The organism is Bacillus sp. T-10(2022) (assembly GCF_056502895.1).
In genome coordinates this window covers 2,497,815-2,512,660 of record NZ_CP113518.1, presented here as the reverse complement: position 1 = coordinate 2,512,660, position 14,846 = coordinate 2,497,815, and the positions used below count along the sequence as shown (strand labels likewise).

The following is a 14,846-nucleotide window of genomic DNA, read 5'->3' as shown; positions in this document are numbered from 1 at the left end:
ATGGACGAGCATATTTTTCATATAGAAGGCCTCACCCATCAATTCGCAGATGGAACGTTCGCTTTAAACGATCTGTCGCTAACGATTCAACATGGTAAAAAGATTGCATTATTAGGCAATAATGGTGCCGGCAAATCGACTTTATTCCTCCATTTAAATGGTCTTTTACAACCTACAGCAGGAACAATCAGATTTAAGGGCAAGAAAATGAAATATGACCGTAAATCATTATTATCATTACGAAAGCAAGTCGGGATCGTTTTTCAAGATCCCGACTCGCAGCTCTTTTCCGCTAATGTACAACAGGATATATCGTTTGGACCGATGAATTTAGGATTGAATAGAATTAAGGTCCAGGAGAAAGTAAATTGGGCAATGGCCCAAACGGAAGTAACGGAACTGAAAGACAGACCTACCCATTTTTTGAGCCTTGGGCAAAAAAAACGTGTCGCCATTGCGGGGATACTCGCCATGGAACCCGATGTCTGGCTCTTGGACGAGCCTACCGCTGGATTGGATCCTTATTTCTCAAGACAGATCATGGCTCTGCTGGACAGTATCCATCACCCTGACAAAACGATTATCCTATCAACTCATGATGTTAATTTAGCTTATCAATGGGCTGATGAAGTCGTTGTCATGAACGATGGTAAGGTCATATACCAAGGGGACCCTATTTCCGTTTTCCATGATGAAGACGTTTTGCTGCAGGCACATCTGGAGAAACCGTGGGTTTTTGAAATGTTTCAGGCCCTTCTTCAATCAAGGAACCCTTCTGAAAGGGACTTTTTCCCAAGAACGAAGAAAGAATTGCTTCAAAAGTTGGAGACAGAAAGAATTTATTAATTATGTTTCCCCTAGCTCTTGTTTCATCAGAAGCTAGGGGAACTAACCGATTTATCAACAAAATAGCAGGCGATAATTCTTGTTCATAAAAAAACAAATTTTATTACCTTTCTTCTTTAGATCTTTCTTTTGCAATCTCAATATCTCTTCCGTTTACATCATCAATGACTGCCTTTATTTCGCCTTCCGCATAAGTATCGGAGACTTGTTCGTGAGTTCTGGCCAGTCCAGAGGATAATGGATCTTCCCGTTTATAATCGCTGACATCATATATTCTTCCGGCAACTTCTGAAGATTCATTTTTTGATTGCTTGCTATCCATTATTTTCACTCCTAGTTTTTAAATTATCATTGCGGTATTAAAGACAAAGGTATTTTGTGTAAAAAACGTAGCAATATTCAATAATGATGAAAAAAGGCAGGAAAAGACAAAAAAAAGCTTACAAGTACAATCCCCTTTCAAGGACTTACTTGTAAGCTTAATGAGAACTTAGGCCTCCTTCTTCACATCCACATTATCGGATGGGTCACCCCAGCATTCCACATTCTTCAAACCTTTAATATTGTTCACATGGAAGACTGGATTTTTCCCACTTTTCTTTTGCTTTTGATAATCCGCCAGTGCAGCAAAAGCGATCTTTCCAAGTAAAGCTATGGCGATCAGGTTGATAATGGCCATAAGGGCCATCAGCAAGTCAGCCAGTCCCCAAACAAAATCCAGTGATGCAAGCGAACCGAATATCACCATTCCTACGACTGCGATACGATAGACATTCAGCCAAACCTTATTTTCATTGATGAAGCCGATGTTCGACTCTCCATAATAATAGTTGCCAACAATCGAACTAAAGGCGAATAACAGTACGATAATGGCAAGGAAAATACCCGCCCAAGATCCCAATGCCGTACCGAGGGCATTTTGGGTAAGGACGATACCATCCGTTTCCTTCGATGTATAAAGACCTGAAAACAAAATGATGAAGGCTGTCGAACTGCAAATGATGAGCGTGTCGACAAAAACACCTAGAGACTGAATGAGACCTTGCTTGACGGGATGACTGACATCAGCCGTCGCACCGGCATTTGGAGCACTACCCATCCCGGCTTCATTTGAAAATAGGCCGCGCTTGATTCCCTGCATCATGGCAGCTCCCAGTACTCCGCCAGCCACTTCTTTTATTCCATCAAATGCACTTTGAAAGATCAAAGCAAAGACACCAGGTAACTCGGTAATGTTCATTATGATGATAATCAATGCCACTATCACATAGGCTCCTGCCATGATCGGGACGATGACTTCAGAGACCTTTGCAACCATTTTGATCCCGCCAAAAATGATGACAGCCGTGACCATAGCCAAGATGATTGCCGTAACCCACTTTTCAATCCCAAACGATTCATTGAATGCGCTCGTAATCGTATTGGCTTGTACCGAGTTGAAAGCTAGTCCAAATGTAAGCGAAATCAACACAGCGAAAGTGATCCCCATCCAACGGGCATTCAATGCTTTTTCCATATAATACGCAGGACCGCCGCGGAATGCATCCCCATCCTTGACCTTATAGATTTGAGCAAGTGTACTTTCAATGAATGCGGAAGCAGATCCGATCAGTGCTATTAACCACATCCAGAAAACTGCTCCAGGTCCGCCTGTCGTGATCGCGATGGCAACACCTGCAAGGTTACCCGTTCCTACCCGCGATGCCGTGCTTATGCAAAATGCCTGAAAGGATGTTACACCTTTTTTATCCGCAGTGGCACCTTCTCCCAAAAGCCTGAACATTTCCCCTACCATTCTGAATTGGACAAACTTCGTGCGGATGCTAAAATAGAGACCCAATCCAACCAACATGATGATCAATATGGAAGACCATAACACATCATTTGTCTCACTAATAAATTTTCCTATGAATTCCATTAAAACAAACCCCTCTACTTAACTCTAATTATTATTATAAAAACATATACAACTATAATTTATTTCCCCATACATTGAGGACATAAACAAGTGAAGCCCATAAAAAAAGGAAAGTCCAGAATGAACCTCCAATACAATAATATATTATATCCTAACCCTCTATTTTTTTCATTCATGAATTGATATTTCAGTATCATTTCCTTTATAGTGTTTATCTTTATTCATGTAACATTCACTGCAACGTTAATTACATTCATATTCCAAATACACCTTGGATATAGTACAAAAAGGCCTCACACGTCCTGATCCCAGGTTAACGTGCGAGGCCTTTTTTGCATTCCTCTGCTCTATCTTATATTTGCTATAGGCCTTAATGTTGCTAGATGGTTAGAATACCTTGTGCAAACATCTTTCTTAATTCTTTCTTATCTATTTTTCCAATCGGCGTTAATGGGAACTTATCAAGAAAATAGGCTACTTTAGGAACCATATACTTAGAGGTTCTTTGTTTGCAGAAATCAATTAATTCCTCACTAGTACAGTTCGAACCATCTCGCGGTGATACCACGACACACACTACTTCTCCCCAATCTGGATGAGGAACGCCTATGCAAGCGCTTAATGCAACGGAAGGGTGCTGGTTCACCACTCGCTCCACTTCTGAAGAATATACGTTCATCCCGCCCGTAATGATCATATCTTTCTTCCTATCCACAATATAAAGGTAACCGCTTTCATCCCATTTACCAATATCCCCAGTGTAGAACCAGCCATCACGGATGTATTCTTGGGTAAGATCCGGTCTTTGATAATAGCCTACCATCATTGCTGGTGATTTTACGATAATTTCTCCAAGCTCGGTTGGTTTTACATCATTTCCATCTTCATCAATCAGTCGAACTTCTGTAAGAATGCACGGTTTCCCACAGCTTTTCAAAATTTCCGAATTGTTATGATAAGCCCATACATGAGCGCTCTTCGATAGTCTGGTAATGACAATATTGCATTCTGTCATGCCGTATTGCTGGCGCATGATAGGCCCGAATACTTCAAAAGCTTCTTTAAGGCGCTTTTGAGAAATTGGTGACGCGCCGTAGAAGATATTGCGCATGGAGCTCATATCATATTCCATCTTCTTTGTCTGATCAAGGAGCCTGTATAACATGGTCGGTACCATGAATGTCGTCGTGATTTTATGTTCCCTTATCGCCTGTATGAATGCTGCAGCGTCGAATGAGCCCATCACATAGACATGGACGCCCGAAACAAGGGATCTCCAAAGTAATGAACCCGCTGAATGCACAATGGGCGTACTTAGCAATACCCGGTCACGGTCGTCCAGCGGGTCTTCGATAGCTGCAGAAAGTATGGCGGCGCCGAGTCCTTTCTGGGAATGCATGACGCCTTTGGGTGTACCCGTTGTCCCGCCTGTATATGACAGAAGTGCAATGTCATCTTCTTCAGCTAATGGCAAGTCTAGATTATTAATTTCGCCAGGCCATTGAAACGATTCAAACTCCTCCGGATAATTAATATGAAAGCCTGGGAGCCCAATGACATGGACATCTTCCTTCTTCATTTCTTCCAAATACTCAAAGAAGGTGTCAAAGTGTGTCTGTGTAGCTATTATGACCACTTCTGGTTTTGCTTCCTTTAAAATGAATTGTATTTCTCGTTTCCCCAGTTTTTCACTTAATGGGACCAAGGTGGCTCCGCATTGCTGGATGGCCAAACCAAACATCACACTTTCCAAACTGTTTGGAATGATGGTCGCTATGCGGACACCCCTTCCTGCACCTAAACGAAGTAGATAAGAAGTGATAAGTTCTGTTTTCTTCCATAACTCGTCGTAGGTTATCGTTTCTCCGGCTGGCAACAAGGTAATAGCCGGCAGTTCGCCGAATCGTTTTATTCCTTTATTCAACAGTGACTGAAATGTCAACTTATGCAGCATGTATATTTCCTCCCTCGAAAAAGGATTTACCCCTTTAATAATGCTTTAGCAATTGTATTTTTTTGAATTTCTGAGGTTCCGCTCAGAATCCGATACATCCGAGCACTCCTGTACATTTTTTCTACTGGATGCCCTTTTACCAAGCCTTTGGAGCCAAAGATTTGGACAGCCTTGTCAGCCACACGGCAATTTACTTCTGAAGCAAACAGCTTAGCCATGGACGTGCCGGCTCGATCCTCTTTTCCTTGATCAATTTTTTCAACCACATCATAGACCATGCACTTTGCGGCATAGATTTCCGTCGCCATATCTGCGAGCATATGCTGAATTGCCTGGAAGTCACCGATGGGCCGGCCATGTTGGACTCGCGTTTTGGCATGTTCAATAGATAGATCGAGAAGGTGTTGAGCCATACCGACAAAGCCGGCGGCATGAGAAGCGCGATTTGTGTTTATTCTTTTCAATCCGAGCAGCAACCCTTTTCCTGGTTCTCCGATTATATTGGCGGCAGGCACTCGACATTGATTGAAATTCAATTCAGCATGTATGCGTTCACCTGATAGCGGAACTTGAATGTCTCCTAGTTCAAACCCCGGATGTTGGGGTGTTTTTTTATCAACTAGGAAAGCAGTGATTCTTTCTTTTTCTCCATTCCGGGATTCTTTCGCTATGACAATGGCAAAATCAGCGTAGGGGGCAGCACTGATAAAATGTTTTTTTCCGTTTAATATATAATCATTTCCGTCTTTAACGGCTGTTGTTTCGATAGCAAAGGCATCCGAACCGGCATTGGGTTCTGTAAGGGCAAAGCAGCAGCTCGCTTCTCCCGTCACAACGGGCATCACATATTTTTCTATTTGCTCCGGTGTAAAACTTTCCAACATCTGACCAATTCTTAGCGGCCCGCCAATCTCGCCGATAACCTGCCCCCATAAAACCGCTCCGGAACGGGCCAATTCTTCCTTGAACATGCATAAGCCTTTTAAACTAACATCCTGTCCACCATATGTTTCAGGGAGATTAATTCCGTAAAATCCTAATTCCCTGGATCGTTTCCTTGCCCATTTTATGGATTCCATCGGGATATCCTCTTCAGCGTTCAATCCATGCTCCTGTTCATATGGAAGCAATTCATTTTGGATGAAATCCTGCAACTTTGTTTGAAGTACCTCTAATTTCTCTTCCTGGGTCGTTACCATAAGTTTCCCCTTTCGATTTTTATTTCCTTTGAACTTTTTAAATATTTAAAATGTTATAATATTAATTTTAAATGTAAATAATATTTAAGTAAAATAAGGATATATGATATAAATATAAAAAATATTGATGTAAATAAAAAAATATTAGTTCCCTATCATTATAGGAAACTAATATTTAAGAGTAGTATAGAAATCGAGACATTTAATAAACTCCCTTGCAGCTTTTGAAAAATACTGCTTCTTAGAGCGAACGTAACCGAATTCCATTGTATTATTTTTCAGCTCCACCAATGGAATGGCCACAAGTTCCCCGCCTAGGAAATAGGGGTCGCTGTTAACTCCAACATCATAAGAAAAGGCAATCGCTAATCCCTCAGCGACGGTTTTTTTGATGATCTCTGTATTATTTGTGAAAAACAAAATATTCATCTCACCGTAATGATCAAAAAAACCTTTAATGAACGACTTCATTCTTGGTCCATTGTAAATGACCAAATTTTGGTCCATTAGCTCTTTTGGGGTTATGCTTTTACGGTTCACTAAAGGGGAGTTTTTACTGACCATCACAATCACTTTAGCTTCCATCAAAGGTTGGAATTCCAACTCAATTTCTTTTGGTTTAACCTTTGGGATATTCAATAGCCCGATGTCTATCTTACCATTCAGTACTTCTTCGGTTATCTCTTGTCCCCCTTTTTCTTCAATGACAATTTTCACCTCGGGATACTTCTTCTTAAATAAGGCCAAGGATTTAGGCAAAACCGTTAGAAATAAACCTTGTGTTGATGATAGGCGTAACTCTTTTTCCATCGTATCTGAATGTATTTGGGCACTGTCTCTTATTTCTTCCAATTTGCTTAATACTTCAAGAGCTTTCTGGATGATTTCCTTTCCGTCTTCTGTAGGTATGGTTCCTAACCTTGACCGCTTGAAGATTTTTATACCTAATTCCTTCTCCAAACTCGTAATGGCCATACTGATTCCAGATTGGGAGATATGGAGGCTTTCTGAAGCCATGGAAATCGAGTTAACCTCGGCTACCTTGATGATATATTCCAATTGTTCAATATTCATGACTCATTCTCCTTCTAGCCTATTACTAATATCATACCTCGAACAGAAAGCCCTTTCAATTTTAGAGAAGTGGATTCAGGACACTTCAAACTGTCTCCTCAAAAGCAGAATGCCAGTTTTATATAATTGTAGTTGTTTTTTCGTATTCTTTAGCGGGTTGTGCCTGATTATTTTTAATAGATACGGCAACAATCGTTCCCAATAACGCTATTATCACCAAAAACAGGAAAGCGGCATTATAGGAGTCATTAAACAAACTGATAATCAAACCGAGGGCTAAAGGAGAAACCGCACCTGCAATTTGACCGGCAAAAGTTACTAGTCCGGAGGCAGAGCCCGTTAGCTCCTTTGGTGAGTATTTGATGATGATCGTATAAAGAACCGTTCCAAAGAAAGACAGTGCTACGGAGTTGAGAGTGAGATAAGTGATGATAAGAGCTATAGACGTGGCGTTAGACATTAAAAAGAGAAAAATTGCCGATAATAAAGCGCCTGCAGCGGCAAGATACTTCTCCCGGTTAGCCATATGCTTATCCAGAAGCCACCCGCTTACATTAAACATCAAGAAACCAAAAATATAAGGGATTGCCAATAAACCTCCTGCGGCTATTAAATCCACCCCTTTTTCTTTAACCAAATATATAGGCATCCAAGTGATCAGACCATAGTTGATAATATTTGATATAAACTTGAATGTTATGAGTTTCCAAATATTTTCGATTTTAAATAACAGTTTCAGAGCAACCTTTTTTTGTTTCGGTTTGTCTTTTTTAACCTCTTGATTTCCTTGAGGCTTAAGAATGAACCAAATTCCGAAAGAAGCTAATATCCCTAGAATTCCGGCAATGGTAAACATGCCCCGCCAACCGAATGCCACCACCATGGAAGCGGCAAGTGCAGTACCTAATATCCCGCCAATATTTTGGGCAGACAGGAAAAACGAATTTGCCCGGCCCCGTTCTTCTTCCGGGAAGTTATCTCTTATAGTGGACATACTGGCAGGATAGAAAGGCCCTTCACCCAACCCGAACAGAAAACGGATGAATAATAAAGACATAAATGACCAAGCAAACCCAGTCATTACAGTGAACAAGGACCAGCTAAACAAAGAAACAGTAACCATGACTCTGGCGCCATACTTATCGGTCATCCATCCACCAAGCGGTTGCATGAGTGAGTAGCTAACAAAAAATATACTAATTAAAATACCTGTCTGGGACGTAGTGAGATGAAACTCATCTGCAATAGGAATAATCCCGACATTTATGGCAACGCGATCAAAAAAACTTAAAATCATTCCAACAAATAAAAGGCCGCTAATCATTATTTTTCGTTTCTTACTTGCATATAACTGCATTCCCCATCACTCCATTTTTTTATATTCTCACAAAAGCTCAGCCACATAGGAAGCGCTTACAATTCCTTTCGAATTACAAAACTTGAAATTTTCTTTTTACGGTTATTGACTTTTGTTCTGTAACTATTAGGAGCGTTTTAAAGAAAATTAAAAACGAAACAGGATGCCTACAGGATTAATTAATACATTCAAACCCACGAGACTACTAAGTAGACTCGTGGGTAACCGATTCATCCTGGTTTCAGAATATGAAGTGGTTGATTATCACGGAGTAACGATATTAACCTTTGGTTGGAATTGATCCAGCAAAGTCAGGAAATTTTCAAACTGTTTTTTATCACCAGAAATGGAAACTTTACCGGCTGCTTCCATTTTGGATAAACCTTCACGTCCCAGAGCAATCTGATAGAAAGTTATTCTATCTAATGTTAATGTTGTATCAGGGTTGGACGCCATTTTCCCTTTTTTGAAGTTCAATACAGAATTATTCAGATATATCGTGTAATTGGTTTTCGAATCTGTAAATGTCAAATGGAATGACATATTTTTATTTTCCGCTTTTATTCCGTTTAATTTAATGGACAAGTATTTCAGGAAATCATCCATTGGCATATTGAGCAGCGTATCGAGATTCATCATTCCGCCACTTCCCTTCGAGTCTGCCACACCATTCCTTAACTCATCTGCGCCGGTAAGATAGAAATTACGCCACACAGAAGATTCAGCTGTGTATCCTAATTGCTCATAAGCTTTAGCCAATAAATTTTTTGCTTCTGTATTTTTCGGGTTGGCCATGACGACATGCTTTAAGACTTGAGCCACCCAGCGATATTCCCCTTTTTTATAATCAAGTTTTGCCTGTTTAATGACCTTCTTTTCCCCACCCATATATTGTACATATTTAGCGCCCGATTCCTCTTGTGGTAATGGATCCAAGTCGGATGGATTACCGTTGAAATATCCTAAATAAAAGTTGTACACCGCTTTTACGTTGTGTTTCAATGTTCCGTAATACCCCCGATTGGCCCAGACTTTATCCAACTTTTCAGGAAGCTTTAACTCTTCCGCGATTTCATCCGGTGTAAGACCTAAATTAGCTAATCGTATGGTTTGGTCATGAATATATTTGTACAGATCACGCTGACTTTCCAACTGCTCCAGAACATTGTCCCTTCCCCATATGGGCCATGTATGGGCCGTAACCATAGCATCTATATCTTCGTTTCCAAACAGATCAACTGTTTCATCAAGTGCTTTCACCCATTTTAAAGTATCCCTGGTTTTAGCTCCCCTTAATGTATAAATATTATGTAACGTGTGTCCGGTGTTTTCGGCTACCACTAAAGTTTTGTAATCATTGATATAATAATGCATTTCAGATGGAGCTTCCGAATCCGGCGTCAATAAAAATTTAAATGTTATTCCGTCTATTTCCACCGTTTCAATATCATCCTTCACTTCCATTGTTGGAGGTAAATAGCTAAAAGTTCCGTTACTTAATCCAGGTCCGATACCAGAAGTAACAAATCCCCTTTCATTTGCGGGTAAGAGATTTCCAAACATATAACCTGCACGGCGAGACATTATATTGCCTAAAAGAATGTTTTCACTTAGCGCTTCATCGTTAAAACCTGCAGGGACAATAATCGGCACTTTAGCTGGATTTTCAGCATATTGAGCAATGCCTTTCATACCACCGAAGTGATCCGCATGACTGTGACTAATAACAATTGCACTTACTGGGTTTTTGGGCCGATGTTCAAAATAAAGCTCCATGGCTGCTTTGGCCGTTTCAATAGTAGAAAGTGTATCCAAAACTATTAATCCTGTTTTTCCTTCCACAATGGTAAGCACTGATAAATCCTGGCCCCGAACTTGATAAACGCCATCCACCACTTTAAATAAGCCTGCTATATTTTGCAATTGAGCCTGTCTCCACAAGCTTGGGTTAACATTAAAGCTTGCCGGCTGATCTTCTTTGATGAATGAATATCGATTACTATCCCATATCACGTCACCTTTTGAATTTTTAATTGGACTCATATTCAAAGGCGCAATGAATCCTTTATGTGCATTCTTGAAATCTTCCTTATCTTTAAAATTCAACTGTTCATAAAAAGCCTTATTTGCTGAAATTGTTGCATCTGTCGCCGGCATCGGCTCATCTGACGCAGCCTTTGTAACAGAAGACCCTGCCAGTAAAACAAAAACAATGGGAACGGATACAATTCCTTTAATAATAGATGCTTTGGACATTTCATACCCCTTTCTAAGTAGATATCATTTCTATTTTACGAATGTTGAAGCATATTTTTTAGATTTTTTTGAATAATATGAATTTATTTTATAATTAATTTGCCTTTAAGTATATTTCCTATTTCTAATGGTAACTTCAATTTTATTTATATAAAGGCTATGTTAAATTCTAATGTTGATATTAGAACATAAGAAAACCGCCTTGGTGAAAAGGCGGTTCATTGAACTATCGTCCCCGTAGTTAAATAAATTAGTTGTGTTTGTTTTTATTGAGTGTCTTCGTCGCTTTTGTACTCCAAAAATCACCTGGCTGACAATCCAAAGTCTTACATATCCGTTAATCATTCATTTTTTGACATTATATCTGGGCATTTTTTAATGGCTTTTGAAGTGCGTCCACAATGGCTGCGATGATACTTGTTGCTAAAATACCCATTAGACATAATGATGTAGGACCCGCTGCATCATCACTACCTGTAACTTTAGCAAGCACCCTTAAGCTTACTATTCCTAACAAAATGAGGAAAATGACTGTAAAAGTACATTTCTTTATAATCTTCAAAGATTTAAGGGATAATTCAGAGAAAGCATTGTTCTTTTCGATGTAGGTTAATAGTTTATATGCTTGATACAACGCAACAGAAAACGCAATACATAATCCGTATGCACATACTAAAAAGGGGATTAGGAAGTAAGCCGTATCTGGATGTACCCTTGCATCTCTAACGGCTATCTCAGGCAACCAGATACACAAAGCAAGCACTGCAATTCCAGCCAGAAAAATAATTACCTTTAAGAAAGTCGTTGAACCTCGTTTAACATTCATTTAAAACACCTCACTTATTTAATGACAACATGATTTTAGCATATTATTTATTGTATTACAGTAAATTTATATTGTTTTTATTTATATTATTATTGTTATTGAAATATCTCTTTAATTTTGACAAAAATAAAAAGCACTTCTCATTACAAAGAAATGCTCTTACTTTAAAATGTTAAATTTACAACTTGTTCAACAAAACTGCCCGTTTAGATTTATGTGGTCTTCTGGTGCGTTGAAGAGGCGTGTTTGTGAGGTCATTGAAGGTTTGATGGCAGGCTTTACAGCTGTAACGCTGCTGTTTCACATCTCCAGCACATGTTTTGATAACGTATTTACCAAATCGCACAGTGGGCAGACAAGACTAGCTTAATGCTTTTGTACCTGGATTTCATCAATTGCACGAATAGGAGCCGACATCGGTTTCGTTCGAGACTGCAAGAAATATACAATTTGCTGTTTACCGCTTTCATTTAATGCATTGGCGAGCTTCTTTATTTCCTTTAACTCCACGCTATATCATCTCCGAACCATCATTATATCTTTTATTATGCCCATTAATCCCTTTGTTTGTCTAACCGAAGGCTGAACAACCAAATACAAAATGCCCCTCCCGGTTGGGAAGAGCTTTTATAATCAATGCGGTATATTCAATTTACCATGACTTTTGCTTGCTGCCGGGGCCACGCCATTAACCACAAAACTGAAAACGCTGCCAAATTGTAATGGTAAACGAAGGTAGCTTTCATTCCTTATCGAAGAAAATCAACAAATTTAGACACCCCTATTTTATTAAAACGCTTGTTTTTCCTGACTAGCCATAAATTTCTTGCCATATCTATTCTGTATATATCCACTTCCTGCAAAAAGCCTTGCTCCAATTCTCTAGCCACTGTCAACCTTGGCAAAATGCTGATTCCAAGTCCAGCTTCAACCGCACTTTTTATCGCTTGTGTACTGCCAATCTCCATGTAGCTTTCTATTTTTTCTAAAACCCCATGCTCCCTTAACATGTTTTCTACGATAAGCCGTGTTCCGGAAATGGATTCACGCCAAATCATCCTTTCATTTCCCAATTCCTCTAGCTGAATTTCTTTTCTGTCTTTCCATGGGTGGTCGGATGGACATACCAATATCAATTCGTCTTCGGCGAACTTGTCTACAATGAAATCGGTGTTTTCCACAAGTCCTTCCACCAAGGCCAAATCAATGACATCGTTTGAAAGATCCTCCAGAACCCGGGGGGTATTTTTTATCGTCAATATCACTTTTATTTCTGGCTGTTGTTTTTTGAATCTCCCAAGCAAGCTCGGCAACAAATACTCACCGATAGTCAAGGAAGCCCCTACTATGAGATTTGCATTGTACTTCCCCGTCGATTGCTGAATCACTTCTTTTGAATGGTTGAAGTCATTTACTATGGCTTTTGCAAAGGGGTATAACAGCTTTCCTGCTTCTGTAACTCTCAGCCTTCCTTCCTCACGGTCGAATAACAAAGTGTTATAATAATTTTCCAGTTGATGGATCTGCCGTGTTACAGCGGGCTGTGATAGGAAACTTAACCTCGCTGCCTGGCTTATACTTCCTTCATCCACCACTAAACAAAACATTTTCAGATTTTCCAATTTCAAGAAAACGACCTCCATGTTTTTAGATAGTTTATTAAAATGATAGCATCATTAGGTAAATGGTGAAATGAAAATAGTGTGATACATTCCAAGGCTATTAATTATTGGCGGCATTCTTTATAAAACGGATAAATCTTCTGGGTATAACGTTTTGTTATACCCGATGATTTTGTTGCAATTTACCCAGCCCTTTTTCTTTGATATGTTAATGATAAGAATTAAACAAAGCATGCAAAGGAAGTGACTGATGTCAATGAAAGGACAATGGAAAATTATATTCCAATTATTTTGGACCTTTTTTAAAATAGCACCTGTCACATTCGGAGGCGGGTTTGCGATGATCCCTTTAATCGAAAAAGAAGTGGTCGAAAAGAGAAAATGGATGAAAAGCGAAGAAGTTACGGATGTTTTTGCATTATCTCAGTCCGTACCGGGAGCTGTCGCCATCAACTCCGCCACCTTTATCGGCCATCGGATTGCCGGAATGAAGGGGGCAATGGCAGCCATGATCGGTGTTTCATTACCTACCTTTTTAATTGTTCTGCTCCTGGGCATTTTGTATTTTTTCATTCATGATAACCCGAAGATAGAATCCGCATTCGTATCGATCAGAGCTTCCATAGTAGCCATCATCGCCTATGCGGCTATCAAGATTGGAAAAACGGCTATTGTAGATAAAACAACTTTCTGTATTTTAATAGTAGGAATTCCAGTCCTTTTCTTTCTGCACCCTGTGATGGTTATATTAGCAGGAGCTGTAGCTGGTATTGTGACCATCTCCATTAAGAGAAAATTAGGTTACGATGTTAAGATGGACAGAAATAAAGGAAATGAAGAAGATGTTTTCGAACCTTTCATGGGTGCTGGCATATAAGTATATCAAAAAAGGGTCTAACTAATTTTCAAGAAAGTGTGTGATAGAATGATGGAATTGTGGGAGTTGTTTAGCACCTTCTTTATTATCGGCTTTGTATCGTTTGGAGGCGGATACGCCATGATTCCCGTAATAGAATCGGAAGTCTCACAGCATGGATGGATGACGACGCAGCAATTTACTGATATCATCGCCATTTCCGGGATGTCCCCAGGACCTGTCACTGCCAATAGTGCCATTCTCGTTGGCTATTCGACTGCTGGATACGCAGGAGCCATATCATCTGCTTTCGGAATCTTGCTTCCTGCTATTATATTCGTAACCGTTATAGCCACCTTCTTCAGCAAATTGAATCATTATCCAGTTATTCAATCCATGTTCTATGGACTAAGACCCATTGTCACTAGTTTAATCCTCTTTGCAGCGATCAGCTTTGCACTTTCCAATCATATGATAGCGCTGAACTTTTCATGGCATACGATAAGCTTATTACTCGTTTTTGGATTATCGTTATTTGCCTTAATGAAATTACGTTGGCACCCAGCCTATGTAATTATTCTTTCTGGTTTAGTTGGAGTCGTCCTCTATTCATGACAAATGTCGCCTACACAACGATTATTAATATGGACCGGAATTAAGCAGATAAATTGAAGAATGATTGATACTATAAAAGTGCGAGAAAACTTGATTATGTTTATGTATTTACCATACAGAAAACACCCTGTATCCAATGATTCAGGGTGTTCAGACTGTAGACAAACTCGATGAAAATCTAGTTTGTCTACAGTTTTTTTTAGGGGTTTGTACAATTTGAACGTTGATTTCCCCTCCAGGCACTCGCTTTCCGCGGGCGGTCCGGGAGCCTCCTCGGCGCCTGCGGGATCTCCCCCTGGACTCGCTTTTCCCGCAGGAGTCTC

12 protein-coding genes and 1 pseudogene are annotated in these 14,846 nt (G+C 39.8%); 3 read left to right on the top strand and 10 right to left on the bottom strand.

What is annotated here, in order from left to right:
- Positions 1–846: an energy-coupling factor ABC transporter ATP-binding protein gene (locus OSJ91_RS12230; protein WP_350302410.1), complete on the top strand. Its 846-nt coding sequence runs from the start codon at positions 1–3 to the stop codon at positions 844–846.
- 103 nt (positions 847–949) lie between these two features.
- On the opposite strand, the gene OSJ91_RS12225 is transcribed toward OSJ91_RS12230, so the two are convergent.
- The 10 genes and pseudogenes from OSJ91_RS12225 to OSJ91_RS12180 all read right to left on the bottom strand — a co-directional run bounded on the left by OSJ91_RS12225 (position 950) and on the right by OSJ91_RS12180 (position 13,058).
- Positions 950–1,168: a YozQ family protein gene (locus OSJ91_RS12225; protein WP_137018441.1), complete on the bottom strand. Its 219-nt coding sequence runs from the start codon at positions 1,166–1,168 to the stop codon at positions 950–952.
- Positions 1,169–1,336: 168 nt separating this feature from the next.
- Positions 1,337–2,764, bottom strand: a complete 1,428-nt coding sequence (locus OSJ91_RS12220) for an alanine/glycine:cation symporter family protein (RefSeq protein ID WP_413017245.1) — start codon at positions 2,762–2,764, stop codon at positions 1,337–1,339.
- A gap of 379 nt (positions 2,765–3,143) precedes the next feature.
- Positions 3,144–4,718, bottom strand: coding sequence for a class I adenylate-forming enzyme family protein (locus OSJ91_RS12215; RefSeq protein ID WP_350302408.1), 1,575 nt, complete (start codon positions 4,716–4,718; stop codon positions 3,144–3,146).
- Between the two features lie 26 nt (positions 4,719–4,744).
- On the bottom strand, positions 4,745–5,917 hold the full coding sequence (locus OSJ91_RS12210; protein ID WP_350302407.1) for an acyl-CoA dehydrogenase family protein: 1,173 nt from the start codon (positions 5,915–5,917) through the stop codon (positions 4,745–4,747).
- A gap of 168 nt (positions 5,918–6,085) precedes the next feature.
- Positions 6,086–6,991: a LysR family transcriptional regulator gene (locus OSJ91_RS12205; protein WP_485891696.1), complete on the bottom strand. Its 906-nt coding sequence runs from the start codon at positions 6,989–6,991 to the stop codon at positions 6,086–6,088.
- Positions 6,992–7,109: 118 nt separating this feature from the next.
- Positions 7,110–8,348, bottom strand: coding sequence for an MFS transporter (locus OSJ91_RS12200; RefSeq protein WP_413017239.1), 1,239 nt, complete (start codon positions 8,346–8,348; stop codon positions 7,110–7,112).
- A 264-nt stretch (positions 8,349–8,612) separates the two neighbouring features.
- A complete protein-coding gene (locus tag OSJ91_RS12195) occupies positions 8,613–10,604 on the bottom strand; it encodes an alkyl/aryl-sulfatase (RefSeq protein ID WP_485891695.1) in 1,992 nt (663 codons plus the stop codon).
- A gap of 358 nt (positions 10,605–10,962) precedes the next feature.
- Complete coding sequence (locus OSJ91_RS12190; protein WP_350302404.1) at positions 10,963–11,430, bottom strand: DUF2975 domain-containing protein; 468 nt, start codon at positions 11,428–11,430, stop codon at positions 10,963–10,965.
- Between the two features lie 214 nt (positions 11,431–11,644).
- Positions 11,645–11,940: pseudogene (locus OSJ91_RS12185) on the bottom strand (IS1595 family transposase); the annotation flags it as partial.
- 239 nt (positions 11,941–12,179) lie between these two features.
- Positions 12,180–13,058 carry a LysR family transcriptional regulator gene (locus OSJ91_RS12180; RefSeq protein WP_485891694.1) on the bottom strand — a complete coding sequence of 293 codons (879 nt, stop codon included), beginning with the start codon at positions 13,056–13,058 and terminating at the stop codon, positions 12,180–12,182.
- A 244-nt stretch (positions 13,059–13,302) separates the two neighbouring features.
- Here OSJ91_RS12180 and OSJ91_RS12175 point away from each other — a divergent pair, with 244 nt between their 5' ends.
- Together OSJ91_RS12175 and OSJ91_RS12170 are read left to right on the top strand one after the other, a co-directional pair.
- Entirely contained in the window at positions 13,303–13,929 is a 627-nt protein-coding gene (locus OSJ91_RS12175; protein ID WP_350302401.1) for a chromate transporter, read from the top strand.
- 48 nt (positions 13,930–13,977) lie between these two features.
- Positions 13,978–14,523, top strand: a complete 546-nt coding sequence (locus OSJ91_RS12170; RefSeq protein ID WP_485891693.1) for a chromate transporter — start codon at positions 13,978–13,980, stop codon at positions 14,521–14,523.
- Positions 14,524–14,846: the final 323 nt, after the last annotated feature.